At 60.4% G+C, this 16124-nt stretch carries 11 protein-coding genes, 1 tRNA gene and 2 rRNA genes; 1 reads left to right on the forward strand and 13 read right to left on the reverse strand.

All coding sequences use genetic code 11. From position 1 onward, the window contains the following. Positions 1 to 23 precede the first annotated feature (23 nt). The 10 genes from G4D79_RS02570 to G4D79_RS02615 form a co-directional block, all read right to left on the reverse strand. Positions 24 to 3157 (reverse strand): 23S ribosomal RNA (locus G4D79_RS02570). Between the two features lie 326 nt (positions 3158 to 3483). Beyond that, positions 3484 to 5001: ribosomal RNA gene (locus G4D79_RS02575) — 16S ribosomal RNA — on the reverse strand. The 16S and 23S rRNA genes sit together here, the layout of an rRNA operon. 514 nt (positions 5002 to 5515) lie before the next feature. Further along, the gene (locus G4D79_RS02580; RefSeq protein ID WP_003946112.1) at positions 5516 to 5713 is read right to left on the reverse strand and encodes a hypothetical protein; all 198 of its coding nucleotides are present in this window, start codon (positions 5711 to 5713) and stop codon (positions 5516 to 5518) included. Between the two features lie 152 nt (positions 5714 to 5865). Then, positions 5866 to 6288 carry a DUF2752 domain-containing protein gene (locus G4D79_RS02585; protein WP_007732476.1) on the reverse strand — a complete coding sequence of 141 codons (423 nt, stop codon included), beginning with the start codon at positions 6286 to 6288 and terminating at the stop codon, positions 5866 to 5868. A 30-nt stretch (positions 6289 to 6318) separates the two neighbouring features. Continuing rightward, the gene (locus tag G4D79_RS02590) at positions 6319 to 6888 is read right to left on the reverse strand and encodes an RDD family protein (RefSeq protein WP_021342696.1); all 570 of its coding nucleotides are present in this window, start codon (positions 6886 to 6888) and stop codon (positions 6319 to 6321) included. 121 nt (positions 6889 to 7009) lie between these two features. After that, a tRNA-Thr gene (locus G4D79_RS02595) sits at positions 7010 to 7082 on the reverse strand. A 30-nt stretch (positions 7083 to 7112) separates the two neighbouring features. After that, a complete protein-coding gene (locus G4D79_RS02600; protein ID WP_214514219.1) occupies positions 7113 to 8342 on the reverse strand; it encodes a DNA polymerase III subunit delta' in 1230 nt (409 codons plus the stop codon). A 33-nt stretch (positions 8343 to 8375) separates the two neighbouring features. Next, on the reverse strand, positions 8376 to 11312 hold the full coding sequence (gene topA / locus G4D79_RS02605) for a type I DNA topoisomerase (RefSeq protein WP_003946104.1): 2937 nt from the start codon (positions 11310 to 11312) through the stop codon (positions 8376 to 8378). A gap of 169 nt (positions 11313 to 11481) precedes the next feature. Continuing rightward, on the reverse strand, positions 11482 to 12066 hold the full coding sequence (locus G4D79_RS02610) for a hypothetical protein (protein WP_180279538.1): 585 nt from the start codon (positions 12064 to 12066) through the stop codon (positions 11482 to 11484). A gap of 183 nt (positions 12067 to 12249) precedes the next feature. Then, positions 12250 to 12453, reverse strand: coding sequence for a cold-shock protein (locus G4D79_RS02615; protein ID WP_003946117.1), 204 nt, complete (start codon positions 12451 to 12453; stop codon positions 12250 to 12252). 456 nt (positions 12454 to 12909) lie between these two features. Between G4D79_RS02615 and G4D79_RS02620 the strand changes: the two genes are divergently transcribed. Then, positions 12910 to 15198, forward strand: a complete 2289-nt coding sequence (locus G4D79_RS02620; protein WP_030535671.1) for a DEAD/DEAH box helicase — start codon at positions 12910 to 12912, stop codon at positions 15196 to 15198. Here G4D79_RS02620 and G4D79_RS02625 read toward each other — a convergent pair. Genes G4D79_RS02625 through G4D79_RS02635 form a run of 3 tightly spaced genes read right to left on the reverse strand, consistent with a single transcriptional unit; the run spans position 15191 to position 16100 of the window. Beyond that, complete coding sequence (locus G4D79_RS02625) at positions 15191 to 15541, reverse strand: Rv3654c family TadE-like protein (protein WP_099696741.1); 351 nt, start codon at positions 15539 to 15541, stop codon at positions 15191 to 15193. The genes G4D79_RS02620 and G4D79_RS02625 overlap by 8 nt on opposite strands. Further along, positions 15538 to 15897 (reverse strand): TadE family type IV pilus minor pilin, encoded by a 360-nt coding sequence (locus G4D79_RS02630; protein ID WP_099696742.1) that lies wholly within the window; start codon positions 15895 to 15897, stop codon positions 15538 to 15540. Before G4D79_RS02630 ends, G4D79_RS02625 begins: the two co-directional genes overlap by 4 nt. Then, positions 15897 to 16100: a DUF4244 domain-containing protein gene (locus tag G4D79_RS02635; RefSeq protein ID WP_007732448.1), complete on the reverse strand. Its 204-nt coding sequence runs from the start codon at positions 16098 to 16100 to the stop codon at positions 15897 to 15899. Before G4D79_RS02635 ends, G4D79_RS02630 begins: the two co-directional genes overlap by 1 nt. Positions 16101 to 16124 lie beyond the last annotated feature (24 nt).

Consider the following 16124-nt stretch of genomic DNA (forward strand, 5'->3'; position numbering starts at 1 on the left):
GCACAGTGGACGCGTAGCTTCTTTGTGGTAAGTCCTCGGCCTATTAGTACCAGTCACCTGCATGCATTACTGCACTTCCAGTTCTGGCCTATCAACCCGGTGGTCTGCCGGGGGCCTTACCCCCTCGAGGGGGTGAGAAACCTCATCTTGGAACAGGCTTCCCGCTTAGATGCTTTCAGCGGTTATCCCTTCCGAACGTAGCTAACCAGCGGTGCTCCTGGCGGAACAACTGGCACACCAGAGGTTCGTCCGTCCCGGTCCTCTCGTACTAGGGACAGCCTTCCTCAAGTTTCTAACGCGCGCGGCGGATAGAGACCGAACTGTCTCACGACGTTCTAAACCCAGCTCGCGTGCCGCTTTAATGGGCGAACAGCCCAACCCTTGGGACCTACTCCAGCCCCAGGATGCGACGAGCCGACATCGAGGTGCCAAACCATCCCGTCGATATGGACTCTTGGGGAAGATCAGCCTGTTATCCCCGGGGTACCTTTTATCCGTTGAGCGACACCGCTTCCACTTGCCGGTGCCGGATCACTAGTCCCGACTTTCGTCCCTGCTCGACCTGTCAGTCTCACAGTCAAGCTCCCTTGTGCACTTGCACTCGACACCTGATTGCCAACCAGGCTGAGGGAACCTTTGGGCGCCTCCGTTACATTTTGGGAGGCAACCGCCCCAGTTAAACTACCCACCAGGCACTGTCCCTGAACCAGATCATGGTCCGAGGTTAGAGGTTCAATTCGATCAGAGTGGTATTTCAACAACGACTCCACGATAACTGGCGTCACCGCTTCACAGTCTCCCACCTATCCTACACAAACCGAACCGAACACCAATACCAAGCTGTAGTGAAGGTCCCGGGGTCTTTTCGTCCTGCCGCGCGTAACGAGCATCTTTACTCGTAATGCAATTTCGCCGAGTCTACGGTTGAGACAGCTGAGAAGTCGTTACGCCATTCGTGCAGGTCGGAACTTACCCGACAAGGAATTTCGCTACCTTAGGATGGTTATAGTTACCACCGCCGTTTACTGGGGCTTAAATTCTCAGCTTCGCTCCCGAAGGAACTAACCGGTCCTCTTAACCTTCCAGCACCGGGCAGGCGTCAGTCCGTATACATCGTCTTACGACTTCGCACGGACCTGTGTTTTTAGTAAACAGTCGCTTCTCACTGGTCTCTGCGGCCCCACCCAGCTCAGACAGTAAATGTCGTCACCAGACAGGGCCCCCCTTCTCCCGAAGTTACGGGGGCATTTTGCCGAGTTCCTTAACCATAGTTATCTCGATCGCCTTAGTATTCTCTACCTGACCACCTGTGTCGGTTTGGGGTACGGGCCGTGTGAAAGCTCGCTAGAGGCTTTTCTCGGCAGCATAGGATCACTGAATTCGCCTCAATCGGCTACGCATCACGTCTCAGGCTATGTGCGACCCGGATTTGCCTAGGTCACGCCCTACACGCTTACACCAGTATTACCACTGACTGGCTCAGCTACCTTCCTGCGTCACCCCATCGCTTGGCTACTACCAGATCAGGTCCCATGCATCCACCAACTCGAGACCCGAAGGTCTTCTCGTGGCTTCAGGATGGTTAGTATCACTGATTCACCATGGGCGCGTTCACACGGGTACGGGAATATCAACCCGTTGTCCATCGGCTACGCCTGTCGGCCTCGTCTTAGGTCCCGACTCACCCTGGGCGGATTAACCTGGCCCAGGAACCCTTGGTCATTCGGCGGACGAGTTTCTCACTCGTCTTTCGCTACTCATGCCTGCATTCTCACTCGTGTGGCCTCCACGGCTAGGTCACCCTGCCGCTTCCATGGCCACACGACGCTCCCCTACCCATCCACACACCTGCCCAACACTCCGCAGAGTGAAGGGGGGCTATTGCGTGAATGCCGCAGCTTCGGTGGTGTACTTGAGCCCCGCTACATTGTCGGCGCAGGATCACTTGACCAGTGAGCTATTACGCACTCTTTCAAGGGTGGCTGCTTCTAAGCCAACCTCCTGGTTGTCTTCGCGACCCCACATCCTTTTCCACTTAGTACACGCTTAGGGACCTTAGCTGGCGATCTGGGCTGTTTCCCTCTCGACTACGAACCTTATCGCCCGCAGTCTCACTGCCGCGCTCTCACTCACCGGCATTCGGAGTTTGGCTGATTTCGGTAAGCTTGTGGGCCCCCTAGACCATCCAGTAGCTCTACCTCCGGTGAGAAACACGCGACGCTGCACCTAAATGCATTTCGGGGAGAACCAGCTATCACGGAGTTTGATTGGCCTTTCACCCCTACCCACAACTCATCCCCTCAGTTTTCAACCTAAGTGGGTTCGGTCCTCCACGACGTCTTACCGTCGCTTCAACCTGGCCATGGGTAGATCACTCCGCTTCGGGTCTAGAGCATGCCACTGACTCGCCCTATTCGGACTCGCTTTCGCTACGGCTACCCCACACGGGTTAACCTCGCGACATGCCACTAACTCGCAGGCTCATTCTTCAAAAGGCACGCCATCACCCCCAGCAGTAAACTGCTCGAAGGCTCTGACGGATTGTAAGCGCACGGTTTCAGGTACTATTTCACTCCCCTCCCGGGGTACTTTTCACCTTTCCCTCACGGTACTAGTCCGCTATCGGTCACCAGGGAGTATTCAGGCTTATCGGGTGGTCCCGACAGATTCACACCAGATTTCACGGGCCCGGTGCTACTTGGGTTTCCATTACAACAGTCACAAAGTTTTCGTGTACGGGATTCTCACCCTCTACGACAGGCCGTTCCAGACCACTTCCACTAACCCTGTGATTTCTTACTGTTGGCCAACACGGCAGTATTGACAAAATGAACCCCACAACCCCACGAATGCAACACCTGCCGGCTATCACACACCCATGGTTTAGCCTCTTCCGCTTTCGCTCGCCACTACTCACGGAATCACGGTTGTTTTCTCTTCCTGTGGGTACTGAGATGTTTCACTTCCCCACGTTCCCTCCACACGCCCTATATATTCAGGCGCGGGTAACACGACATCACTCGTGCTGGGTTTCCCCATTCGGACATCCTCGGATCACAGCTCGGTTGACAGCTCCCCGAGGCTTATCGCAGCCTCCTACGTCCTTCATCGGCTCCTGGTGCCAAGGCATCCACCGTACGCTCTTCATTACTTACAACAAAGATGCTCGCGTCCACTGTGCAGTTCTCAAACAACACACAAACAACCACCTCACGCAGACACCAACAAGAAAAAAATCTTGCGGTATGACTGCAGCAGTCATTTGTCGTTACTTCCTAGAGAGGAAACACTCGCGTGTTCTCTCAGGACCCAACAGTATGTCGATATATTGTTCGTCGGTTTCCCACAGAGGAGAAACCGTACGACGATCAAGTTTGTCAGCGATCCACCCATGAGCAACCGCCGGACAACATCGTGTCCGAAACGGTCTCTGCCAACCAGTAATTCACCTGTGTGAACCCTGACATTGGAGAAGCTCCTTAGAAAGGAGGTGATCCAGCCGCACCTTCCGGTACGGCTACCTTGTTACGACTTCGTCCCAATCGCCGATCCCACCTTCGACGGCTCCCTCCCACAAGGGGTTAAGCCACCGGCTTCGGGTGTTACCGACTTTCATGACGTGACGGGCGGTGTGTACAAGGCCCGGGAACGTATTCACCGCAGCGTTGCTGATCTGCGATTACTAGCGACTCCGACTTCACGGGGTCGAGTTGCAGACCCCGATCCGAACTGAGACCAGCTTTAAGGGATTCGCTCCACCTCACGGTCTCGCAGCCCTCTGTACTGGCCATTGTAGCATGTGTGAAGCCCTGGACATAAGGGGCATGATGACTTGACGTCGTCCCCACCTTCCTCCGAGTTGACCCCGGCAGTCTCTTACGAGTCCCCACCATAACGTGCTGGCAACATAAGATAGGGGTTGCGCTCGTTGCGGGACTTAACCCAACATCTCACGACACGAGCTGACGACAGCCATGCACCACCTGTATACCGACCACAAGGGGGGCCACATCTCTGCAGCTTTCCGGTATATGTCAAACCCAGGTAAGGTTCTTCGCGTTGCATCGAATTAATCCACATGCTCCGCCGCTTGTGCGGGCCCCCGTCAATTCCTTTGAGTTTTAGCCTTGCGGCCGTACTCCCCAGGCGGGGCGCTTAATGCGTTAGCTACGGCACGGATTCCGTGGAAGGAACCCACACCTAGCGCCCACCGTTTACGGCGTGGACTACCAGGGTATCTAATCCTGTTCGCTACCCACGCTTTCGTTCCTCAGCGTCAGTTACTGCCCAGAGACCCGCCTTCGCCACCGGTGTTCCTCCTGATATCTGCGCATTTCACCGCTACACCAGGAATTCCAGTCTCCCCTGCAGTACTCAAGTCTGCCCGTATCGCCTGCAAGCCAGCAGTTGAGCTGCTGGTTTTCACAAACGACGCGACAAACCGCCTACGAACTCTTTACGCCCAGTAATTCCGGACAACGCTTGCACCCTACGTATTACCGCGGCTGCTGGCACGTAGTTAGCCGGTGCTTCTTCTGCAGGTACCGTCACTTGCGCTTCGTCCCTGCTGAAAGAGGTTTACAACCCGAAGGCCGTCATCCCTCACGCGGCGTCGCTGCATCAGGCTTTCGCCCATTGTGCAATATTCCCCACTGCTGCCTCCCGTAGGAGTCTGGGCCGTGTCTCAGTCCCAGTGTGGCCGGTCACCCTCTCAGGTCGGCTACCCGTCGTCGCCTTGGTAGGCCATTACCCCACCAACAAGCTGATAGGCCGCGGGCCCATCCTGCACCGATAAATCTTTCCACCACCCACCATGCGATAGGAGGTCATATCCGGTATTAGACCCAGTTTCCCAGGCTTATCCCGAAGTGCAGGGCAGATCACCCACGTGTTACTCACCCGTTCGCCGCTCGTGTACCCCGAAAGGCCTTACCGCTCGACTTGCATGTGTTAAGCACGCCGCCAGCGTTCGTCCTGAGCCAGGATCAAACTCTCCGTTGAAGACTCTAGATATCACCAACCCGAAGGCCGGCTAATCAGTCATAGACAAAAAGAGTCAAATCACTAGCAAAAAAACTCAACTAGCAAAAAAGTGTCGGCAACCATTCAGACGGAAGAATGAACAATCACCGACGAAAAATACTCACACCACACACAAACCAACCAAACCCCAAGAGGCGGTTGATCATTCGCGGATGTGAAGTACCAAAAAAAATTTGGCACTGACATTCATCGACACACTGTTGAGTTCTCAAAGAACACGCACACACCATCACCACGACCCTATGGCCGCCGCTCCGGGGCAACTTTTCCAGCCTATCCCAACCAAGTCACCGGCGCAAACCGGAACCCCGTGAGAAAAACTGGATTGTGTTCGCCAGGCACTTCGTACAACCTCGTGTCACTCACCCTCGCAGGTGGGAGTCGGTGTCCGTGTCGCTCTGACCTGGACAAAGTTACGCGAAGATCAACACAACACCAAATCGCCAGGTCAGAGCACTGCGGTCGGTTAACTTCACGGAACCCAGTACCTCTCGGCCAGTTCTTCGACGATCGGATCGCCTTCCTCGGCCTGCTCCAACGCTTCGAGATCATCGTTGATCGACACCAACCGCGGATCGTCACCCTCAGCTTCCTGAATCGGGTGCCGACCGTCCTCGGCGAGTTGCCTCAGCAACTTTTCCTTGACGCGGGCTTTCAACGAATCAGCCATACCGCCAGCATGTGCCGCGCGGGCCCAGTTGTCGAGGCCTACTCGTCGTCCTTCTTGCCGAAGACACGTCGTGCCGTCGGAATCAGGATGATCAGCGCGCCGAGCAGAACGATGAGCGAAAAAACCTGCAGTGCCATGTCGACCTCTTACCGTCACGCCGGCGCGAGCCAGCTCCCCCACGGGGTGTTTCGAACAACCGTAAATGCAACGAGAACTCCGAGCACCACGATCGTCACAGTCGGCCGAAGCACGATCATGCGATCCCGCGTGCCTTTCCAACGGCGCACTGTCCAACCGATCCACGCGATCACCAACACCGCGATAAACGGCACGATCAAGGCATTGCTGGACACTGCGGCGCCAATATCCAGATTAGTCAGGTCATTGACCGCACGAAGGCCACCACACGCCGGGCACCACAATCCCGTCAACGCGTACATCGGACAAACGCCGTAACTACCCGCGCTGTGGGGATCACGGAAGTGGAGTACCGCGGCGGCCGTCACGGCCACTGCAGCAACACCGACGGGTGCGGCCAGCGAGCGTCTTCGACTTGTGACCGCTTCCAACTCCATGGCACCCACTGTAAGAGACCCCGGCCGCGACTAGCGGGCGCGAACGACTACCGACCGGACCACCATGTCGTGCCAGCACTGGTGCTTCGAGTCCCAGAGCGGCCAGAGATAGTTGAGGAAGCATGCCCCACCCAGGATCGCCATCATGATCCAACGAAGCAGCGCCATCACCGGGCCGAGCGGTACACCGTCGGACTCCCGAATCACCGAAATTCCCAGCCACTTCTTGCCGAGCGTCTGTCCGGTGTTCCCTTGTCTGAAGACGAGGTTCCATACCTCGATCAAGAAGATCGCCAGTATGCCGACGACCATGACGATCACCCCGACCGGATTACCGCCTTCAGCGCTCACGCTGCCGTCGTCGTATGTGGTCACTTCGGATCCGGAGAACGCGATCACTGCTCCGATGCCCGCGAGGATGACGCCGGGGAGCGGAACGACAAAGCCGTCGAGGATTGACGCAAACACCCGAGAGATCCAGCTTGCGTACGGATAGGCGGGCGTCGGCGGCTGATAACCCTGCGGCGGCATCGGCGGCATCTGCCCGTACGGCGGCTGATTCTGCGATGGTTGGCCTGGTCCCCAGTTCTGATCCGACATCGAGGTCTCTCCTGTTCAGGCACGTGTTCGCCGAACTCAGGATAAACCGCACATACGCAAGAATTGGGAACTAACGACAAGAGCCCCACATCCGGATTTCCGGGTGTGGGGCTTTTGGCTGAGCTGCCTGAGAGAATCGAACTCTCGACCTTTTCATTACGAGTGAAATGCTCTACCGACTGAGCTAAGGCAGCGTGCCTTTCGGCGGTGGCGAGTCTATCTGGTCAACCCCCGGATCGCGAAAACGGGGGTCGGAAAGCGGCTCCGATGGAGGCAACCATCGCATCGAGCGCCCACTGCAACTTGACGTTGAAGTCGACGGCCTCGCGGCATTCGAGCACCGCTTCGATGCACTTGAGCAACCCCTCCGGGGACGTTCGTGCAGCCAACTCGGCGGCCTGCCGAGCCATGTCGGGATGGGTCGCCGTCGACGTCGACCCCAGCGAATAGGAAAGCGCGTCCCGGTACATGCCGGCCAGGTCGATCAGCGTCCGGTCGAGAAGATCGCGGCGGGCCCGGGTGTCGCGCGATTTCTGACGCGCTTCGAGGTCCTTGATCAGACCAGCCGATCCGCGCAGAGTCCCGGCTGTTCCCTTGCCGGTTCCACCACCACCCAAGGAAACCTTGAGCTCCTCGAGCTCCTGTTCCTTGAGTTCGGCGTAGAACGCCTTGGTGTCAGCCTCGATCGACTTCACCAAGTTCTCTGCGGCCTTGTACGCCGTCGAAGCCCCGATCGCGTCTGCGGCAAGTCGAAGCGAACGCTGACGCTCGTCGCGCGCGCTCTCGTCGGTGGCGAGACGCCGAGCCCGGCCGACATGTCCGCCGCTGATCGATGCGGCGATTCTCGCCCGTTCCGGATCCAGCCCGTCGCGGTCGATCAGCACCTGAGCGATCGATTCGACGGACGGCGTCACCAACGGCATGTGCCTACACCGCGATCGGAGGGTGACAGACATGTCTTCCGGATCGGTCGTCGGCGCGCAGAGCAGGATGACCGTGCGGTCCGGCGGCTCCTCGACAACCTTCAGGAGGGCGTTGGCTGCGCCTTCGGTCAAACGATCGGCATCCTCGACCACGATCACCTGCCACCGCCCCGTCGTCGGTCGACGCGAAGCGATGTTGACTATCTCGCGCATGCCTTTGACGCTGATGCTCAGGCCGTCGGGGATGATCCGTCGTACGTCACCATGGGTTCCACCCATCGTCGTCGAACACGCATGACACTCACCGCACCCTGGTGCACCGTCGGAGGTGCATTGCAGGGCAGCGGCGAAGCAGAGAGCAGCCACCGAACGACCAGAGCCGGGTGGCCCGGTGAAGAGCCACGCGTGGGTCATCTCCGAGCCGCTGGAATCGCCACGAGCCGACAGTGCAGCATCACGCAGGCTCTGCTCGACGTCGTGCTGACCCACCAGCCGACCGAACACACCTCGTTCGGCCACTTCAGTACTCATGCAAAAACCCTAACCGTCGGCACCGACGAAGCCTTACGAGTCCTTCTTCGCCGGAGCCTTCTTGGCGGCGGCCTTCTTTGCCGGGGCCTTCTTTGCGGCTGTTTTCTTGGCAGCGGCCTTCTTTGCCGGAGCCTTCTTGGCCGCTGCCTTCTTCTTGACCGGGCCGCGCGCACGACGATCAGCCAGCAACTCCGATGCACGAGCATCGGAAATGGATTCGACGTCGTCGTCCTTACGAAGGCTGGCGTTGGTCTCGCCGTCGGTGACGTACGGACCGAAACGGCCGTCCTTGATCACCATCGGCTTCTCGCTGACCGGATCGACGCCCAACTCACGCAGCGGAGGCGTTGCCGACGCCTGACGCCCACGACGCTTCGGCTCGGCGTAGATCTTGAGCGCCTCGTCGAGCGTGACGGTGAACATCTGCTCTTCGTTGGCGAGCGAGCGTGAGTCCGTGCCCTTCTTCAGGTACGGACCGTAACGGCCGTTCTGCGCGGTGATCTCTTCCTTCGATTCGGGGTCGACACCCACGACGCGCGGAAGCGACAGCAGACGCAGCGCATCTTCCAAGGTGATCGTCGCCAAATCCATGGACTTGAGCAGCGATCCCGTCCGCGGCTTGGGGCCCGCGACCTTCTTGGCAGCCTTCTTCGCGGGTGCCTTCTTGGCTGCGGCCTTCTTCACCGCAGTCTTGGTACTGCCCGAACTGATTTCTTCCGGCTCGGGAGCGGTGACGGGAACGATGTCCGGTTCCGGCTCGGCCGGCGGTTCGGGCAGGATCTCGGTCACGTAGGGACCGAAGCGGCCTTCCTTCGCGACGATCTCGTGGCCCGTCAGTGGGTCGACGCCCAGCTTGCGGCCCTCTTGAGGTGTCGAGAACAACTTCTCGGCGTACTCGGGAGTGAGCTCGTCCGGTGGCAGGTCATCGGGAAGATTTGCCCGCTGCGAGATCAGATCGCCTTCGGGATCGTCCGGGTTCTGAACCATGCGCTCGAGATACGGGCCGAACCGGCCGACGCGCACGTGAACCTCGCGACCCTCGGCGTCGTCGAAGAGACGGATGGAGTTGACCTCGCGAGCGTCGATCTCCTCGAGATTGACACCGACCATCTTCTTCAGCCCGCCCTCGCGGGCGACCGAACCTTCAGCGCCTGTCTCGCCGCCGAAGTAGAAGCTGCTCAGCCAGTTGCCACGCTGCTCACGGCCGCCGGCGATCGCGTCGAGATCGTCTTCCATTCCTGCCGTGAAATCGAAGTCGACCAGCCGGCCGAAATGCACCTCGAGCAGCCCGATGACGGCAAACGCCACCCAGGACGGAACCAGCGCGCTGCCACGCTTGTAGACGTATCCGCGATCGAGAATGGTCTTGATGATCGACGAGTAGGTCGAAGGACGGCCGATGCCGAGTTCTTCGAGCGTCTTGATCAGGCTGGCTTCTGTGTAGCGAGCGGGCGGGTTGGTGCTGTGTCCGTCCGGATCGAGCTTGGTGGCCGTGACTTCCTGACCCTTGACCAGCACCGGAAGCCTGGATTCGGCGTCGTCGGACTGACCGCCGGCCTCTTCGTCGACGCTCTCGACGTAAGCCTTGAGGAAGCCGGCGAACACGATGGTGCGACCCGAAGCGGAGAACGTGCAGTCCTCGCCGGTGCCTGCCGTGCCGGAGATGCGAAGCGTCAACGTCGTACCGCGGGCGTCGGCCATCTGCGAAGCGACGGTCCGCTGCCAGATCAGTTCGTACAGCTTGAACTCGTCGGAATCGAGCTTGGAGTGCAGCTGACCCGGGGTCTGGAACACGTCGCCGGCGGGGCGGATCGCCTCGTGGGCTTCCTGCGCGTTCTTGACCTTGCGGGTGTACTGACGCGGCGTCGGATGGACGTACTCCGGACCGTACAACTCGGTGGCCTGCGCACGAGCGGCAGCGATCGCCGACTCCGAGAGAGTCGTCGAGTCGGTACGCATGTAGGTGATGTAGCCGTTTTCGTACAGACGCTGTGCGATGCGCATTGCACGCTCGGACGTGAAACGAAGTTTGCGTCCGGCTTCCTGCTGGAGCGTCGACGTCATGAACGGCGGGTAAGGCTTGCGCGTGTACGGCTTGTCCTCGGCGGAGGAAACCGTGAGGTCGACGCCCTGCAACGCTTCCGCGAGACGACGCGCGTACGCCTCGTCGAGCACGGTGACCGCGCTGCCCTTGAGCTTTCCGTCAGCTCCGAAATCGCGACCGGAGGCGACACGCGAACCGTCGACGGAGACCAGGCGAGCACCGAAACTACGCGGGCTGGCCTCTGCACCGGCGTCGAGCGTCGCGGAAATGTCCCAGTACGACGCCGACTTGAACGCCATGCGCTCGCGTTCACGCTGGACGATGACGCGAGTGGCCACCGATTGGACGCGGCCGGCCGAGAGCTTCGGCATGACCTTCTTCCAGAGAACCGGGCTGACCTCGTAACCGTAGAGACGGTCGAGGATGCGGCGGGTTTCCTGAGCATCGACGAGGTCGGTGTCGAGTTCGCGGGTGTCTTCGGCGGCAGCACGGATTGCCGGCTCGGTGATCTCGTGGAAGACCATTCGACGAACCGGAATCTTGGGCTTGAGAGTCTCGAGGAGATGCCAGGCGATTGCCTCGCCCTCGCGGTCGGGGTCAGTTGCGAGGAAGAGCTCGTCGGCGTCCTTCAACAGAGACTTGAGTTCGGCGACCTTGCCCTTCTTTTCCGGGCTCACGACATAGAGCGGCTCGAAGTCGTGATCGACGTTGACGCCGAGACGGGCCCATGACTCGCCCTTGTACTTGGCCGGAACGTCTGCTGCGCCTCGTGGCAGGTCGCGAATGTGACCGACCGATGCCTCGACGACGTAGTCCTTACCGAGGTAGGGGGCGATTTTGCGCGCCTTGGTCGGTGACTCGACGATCACGAGGCGACGAGGGTTACCGGACGCTCCCTGACCGCTGCCGTTGTCCGCTTTAGCCACCTGCTGCCCGAGCCTTCCTTTGGACGTTCACTGCCGTCGGCAGATCTTCAGAACTAGACGTGTGGAGCAAGTTATACCCCGTGTCTCTCTTTACAGAGTGACATACCCGCAAGACATTCGTGCAGATCAGTACAGTATGGGCTCCGTCGGACACGCGGCATGAGCACTGTCAGACGTGTGGCCAGGCGACCGAGGTGTCGACGTGTCTCGGCGCCTCACCGAGGTATTCGACGAGCTTTGTCAGTCTCTTCTTTCCCGACACACGGAGCCCCGGACCCGGTGTCCGGTTACCCAGTTGAGTCGGCGCGATACCAACCCTCATCAAGGCCTGAGCCAGCGGTGCGTGTGTCTCCTTCGCATGGGGGTCGAGGCCGAACACGAATCGTTCACCGCCTTCTTCGAGTCGGCCGGCGGCGACGGCCCACACTCGGAGTTGGCGAGAATTAGGAACCCACCCGACCGGCACCGCCTTCACTGCTCCCTTGGTCCATTGCACGGACAGCGGAAGGAGTGCGGGCGTCGACTGAGTTCGGACCAATGGGCTGCCTTCTTCACTACGCGTCACCTCGGCCCCGAGTCCGCACTGCGCGATCAACTCGGCAACGGCCTGCGCTCTCCAGTCCCGATCCACGACGATCGAGATCCGGGCACGGTCCTCCGAGGTCACGACCTGACCCGGTCCGGCCAGCATTCCGGCGAGGTCCGTCACGGCAGGTGGAATCGACTCGGCAGAGAAAAAGGACAGTTGGCTCACAGAGTGAAACGTAAGCCACGAAGGTACTGACGGCATAGACGACCGGCCGTGGTCGGACAGCTGCGTGCATTACCTCGGACAGAGAAAGACTGGCTCAGCCCGAAAAGATTTGTCCCCCACCGCACGGATGCGATGGGGGACAAATACTGTCCGAACTAATCGCTCAGCGAGTGAGCGGAAAAATCAGACCGCGCGAACGCCGGTAGCCTGGGGACCCTTGGTGCCCTGGCCGACCTCGAACTCCACACGCTGGTTCTCCTCGAGGGTACGGAAGCCGTTGCCCTGAATTTCGGAGTAGTGAACGAAGACGTCTGCGGAACCGTCTTCGGGAGCGATGAAGCCGAAGCCCTTTTCAGCGTTGAACCACTTCACAGTGCCCTGTGCCATGCTTTTCCTTCTCTTTCTAACACCGGATTCGGTGAACAGCCCTTACAGTCCACCGGGCCGGTTCCGACCGCTGTACGTCTTTATTTCCCCCTCAGGAAAGGCAGAGCACCGCGCCCGCAACAACGATCCTGCGAGCGTGCACTTTCTCAAGCCTACGAACACAGAAGCTGCGACCGATTGTCAGTCAACCATGTTCTCCGCGTGCACAACAGTCGAAAAGGGAACTAAAAACGTTAAAAGTTCGCTACGAGAAAAACAGCCCACGATCGTGGTTTCCCGCGCGCGCGCCGAGCACCCGGTTCCACCAAGACCGCCGACCGTTGCGTATCATCAAAACTGCAGGTAGCGACAGTTTCCGATTGCCGCCACACCCCAACGCCGAGCCCGGAGAGTCACGTGAACGCACCTTCCCCGATCCCCGCCCCGGGAGGGAAGCCTGGCGAGACCTACGGGCAGATGCTGCTCGATCGGGTCGTCGCCGGGGTCAGTGGAAGCGAAAAACCACTGATGTTCACCGCGCAGTTACCTGCTCGCGTAGCCGAGTTCACCGAATGGCCGGAGTGGGTGCACCCCAGCGTCGTACGTGCGCTCGCCGAGCACAGCGTGCGGTCCCCGTGGATCCACCAGAGTGAGGCCGCCGACCTCGCTCACGAGGGAAAACACGTGGTCGTGGCCACCGGTACGGCGTCGGGTAAGTCACTGGCGTACCAACTCCCGGTGCTGACGGCCATGGCGACCGATCCGCTCGCAACTGCCCTGTACCTCTCCCCCACCAAAGCGCTGGGCTCGGATCAACTGCGAGCAGTGCTGTCCCTCACCGACTTCGACGTCGAACTTCGCAGCACGAACGCCAGTGCGTACGACGGCGACACCTCGCAGGAACTCCGCACTTGGGCACGTGAGAACTCACGCTGGCTCTTCACCAACCCCGACATGATCCACATTTCTCTGCTCAGAACCCATCAGCGATGGGCACACTTCTTCCGCAACCTGAAATACGTGATCATCGACGAATGCCACTCCTACAGGGGAGTCTTCGGATCCAACGTCGCGCTCGTGATCCGGCGATTACGCAGAATTGCAGCCCGTTACGGCGCCGAACCCACCTTCATTCTGGCCAGCGCGACCACAGCAGATCCCGGCGCGGCGGCCTCGCGGCTCATAGGCGCACACTGCACCGAGGTCACGGAAGACGGATCGCCGCACGGCCCACGCACCGTCGCACTGTGGGAACCACCGCTACTGGAGGCATTGACCGGCGAAAACGGTAGCCCGGTACGACGTCCCGCGGGCGCGGAAGCCGCGCGGATCATGGCCGACCTCATGATCGAAGGCGCCCGCACTCTCACCTTCGTCCGCTCCCGCCGCGGCGCCGAACTGACCGCGATGGCCACCAAACGTCTACTCGCCGAGGTGGACCCGGACCTCGCCGAGCGAGTCGCGTCGTATCGCGCCGGATATCTGGCCGAGGACCGACGCGAACTGGAAGCTGCACTCGCCGACGGCACACTGCTGGGCGCAGCCACCACCAACGCACTGGAGCTCGGCGTCGACATCGCAGGCCTCGACGCCGTTGTCGTGGCAGGCTTCCCGGGCACCGTCGCCTCGTTCTGGCAGCAAGCGGGTCGCTCCGGGCGACGCGGTGAGGGTTCACTCGTCGTGTTGATCGCCCGCGACGATCCACTCGACACCTACCTCGTTCACCATCCGTCAGCGGTACTCGACAAACCAGTCGAGGCGACGGTGACAGATCCCGGAAATCCGTACGTCCTGGGACCACAACTTCTCTGCGCTGCAATGGAACTCCCACTTTCCGATGCCGAGGTGGACGCGTTCGGGGCTCTCGAGGTTCTGACGAGACTGTCCGAGGAAGGCAAGATCCGGCGCCGAAAGCACGGATGGTTCGTCACCGCCGATTCGAACCCCCACGGCTCTTTGGACATTCGCGGCGGCATCGGAACTCAGGTGGCCATTGTCGACGGTGAATCCGGCCGGATGCTGGGCACTGTCGACGCGGGCCGCGCTCCGGCCACAGTTCATCCCGGCGCCGTGCACATCCATCAAGGCGAGACCTACGTCGTCGACGAACTGGACCTCGACGTCGGACTCGCACTGGTGCACACCGAGAATCCGGACTGGACCACCTCGGCTCGCGAGACCACCGAAATCACGATCACCGAACAACTCGAGCACAAGAACTACGGCGACATCGCCGTCGCTCTCGTCCAGGTCGAGGTGACACATCAAGTCGTCGGGTACCTACGACGGTTGACTTCGGGTGAAGTCCTCGACTCGATCGAACTCGACATGCCCGCACACACTTTGCCCACCAGGGCAGTGATGTACACGGTCACGCCGGAACTCCTCGAATCCATCGGGGTCCCGCCCGAACGGTTCCCCGGATCACTGCATGCCGCCGAACATGCCGCAATCGGCCTGCTGCCACTGGTGGCGATCTGCGACCGCGGAGACATCGGCGGAGTGTCCACCGCGATGCACGCGGACACCGGACTCCCGACCGTCTTCGTCTACGACGGTCATGCCGGCGGCGCCGGGTTCGCCGACCGAGGGCACAGCGAACTGTCCCGATGGCTCACCGCGACGCGCGACGCCATACTCTCCTGCGAATGCGCTCACGGTTGCCCGTCCTGCGTCTATTCACCCAAGTGCGGCAACGGAAACGACCCACTCGACAAAGACGGCGCGGTCAAGGTTCTGACCGCCGTCATCGACACCATCAGCTGACCGGACCCGCACGCGCGTAAGCCTGCGCATCCCCGATCCCGAAGCCCGACAACAACACCGGTGCGCGTATCTCGACCAATACATCCCAACCCTGCACCTCGCACTCCTCGAGCACCGTGCGCATCCGCTCCGCGATCACCGCGGACATCTCACACGCCGACTCGTCGCCGCCGTCCAAGGCGCCCGCACCGCCGAGAGCCGAAAGATCAGCGGCCGACTGAGCCGTGTGCCGAGCCACCACTGCGGAACCGACATGCAGCATCCCACCGGTCAACATCACGATCGCTGCCAGACCGCAGCACGCCAGAACCGTGGCAACACCTTCGTCGTCACGTAGGTTCACCCCTCCTCCACTTCCGACTCCACAGCTGCCACCGCCTCGGAAGAGATGTCGACCAACGGCAGCAACGCACTCTCGGCGCTGACAACGGCAACGGCAAAACCGTCCACGATCTCCACCGAGATCGACGCATCTTCGGGTGCGATCCGGCGGGCCGTGGCGACCGCAGACTCACGATCACCACGTGCCACCAACCGCGCGGCCTCACGAGCGGCGTCGACACACCGAACCTGCATCGACACCGCCAGGACTCCACCGACACACAGCACGACCACCGTGACGATCGAAGCCAGAGCAATCGCGGCCTCCACCGTCACGGCGCCGTCGTCGGCTTGCCGAATACCTCTCGTGGACAACATCACACAGCTGTCTTGAGCGCCTTGTCGATGATGCCTGTCAGCGCCGAGACAATGGAGTCGCCAGTGACAACCGTGTACAGGACGGCACCGAATGCGGCAGCCGCAATCGTGCCGATCGCATACTCCGCGGTGGACATGCCGTCGTCCTCGGCAACCAACAGCGCAAATCTGGCCGACACCGTCCTCAACGTCTTCGAAATCATTTCTCCCCCTTCAATCGAAACCTG

This window comes from Rhodococcus sp. WY5 (assembly GCF_018588185.1).
Classification (GTDB): domain Bacteria; phylum Actinomycetota; class Actinomycetes; order Mycobacteriales; family Mycobacteriaceae; genus Rhodococcus_F; species Rhodococcus_F qingshengii.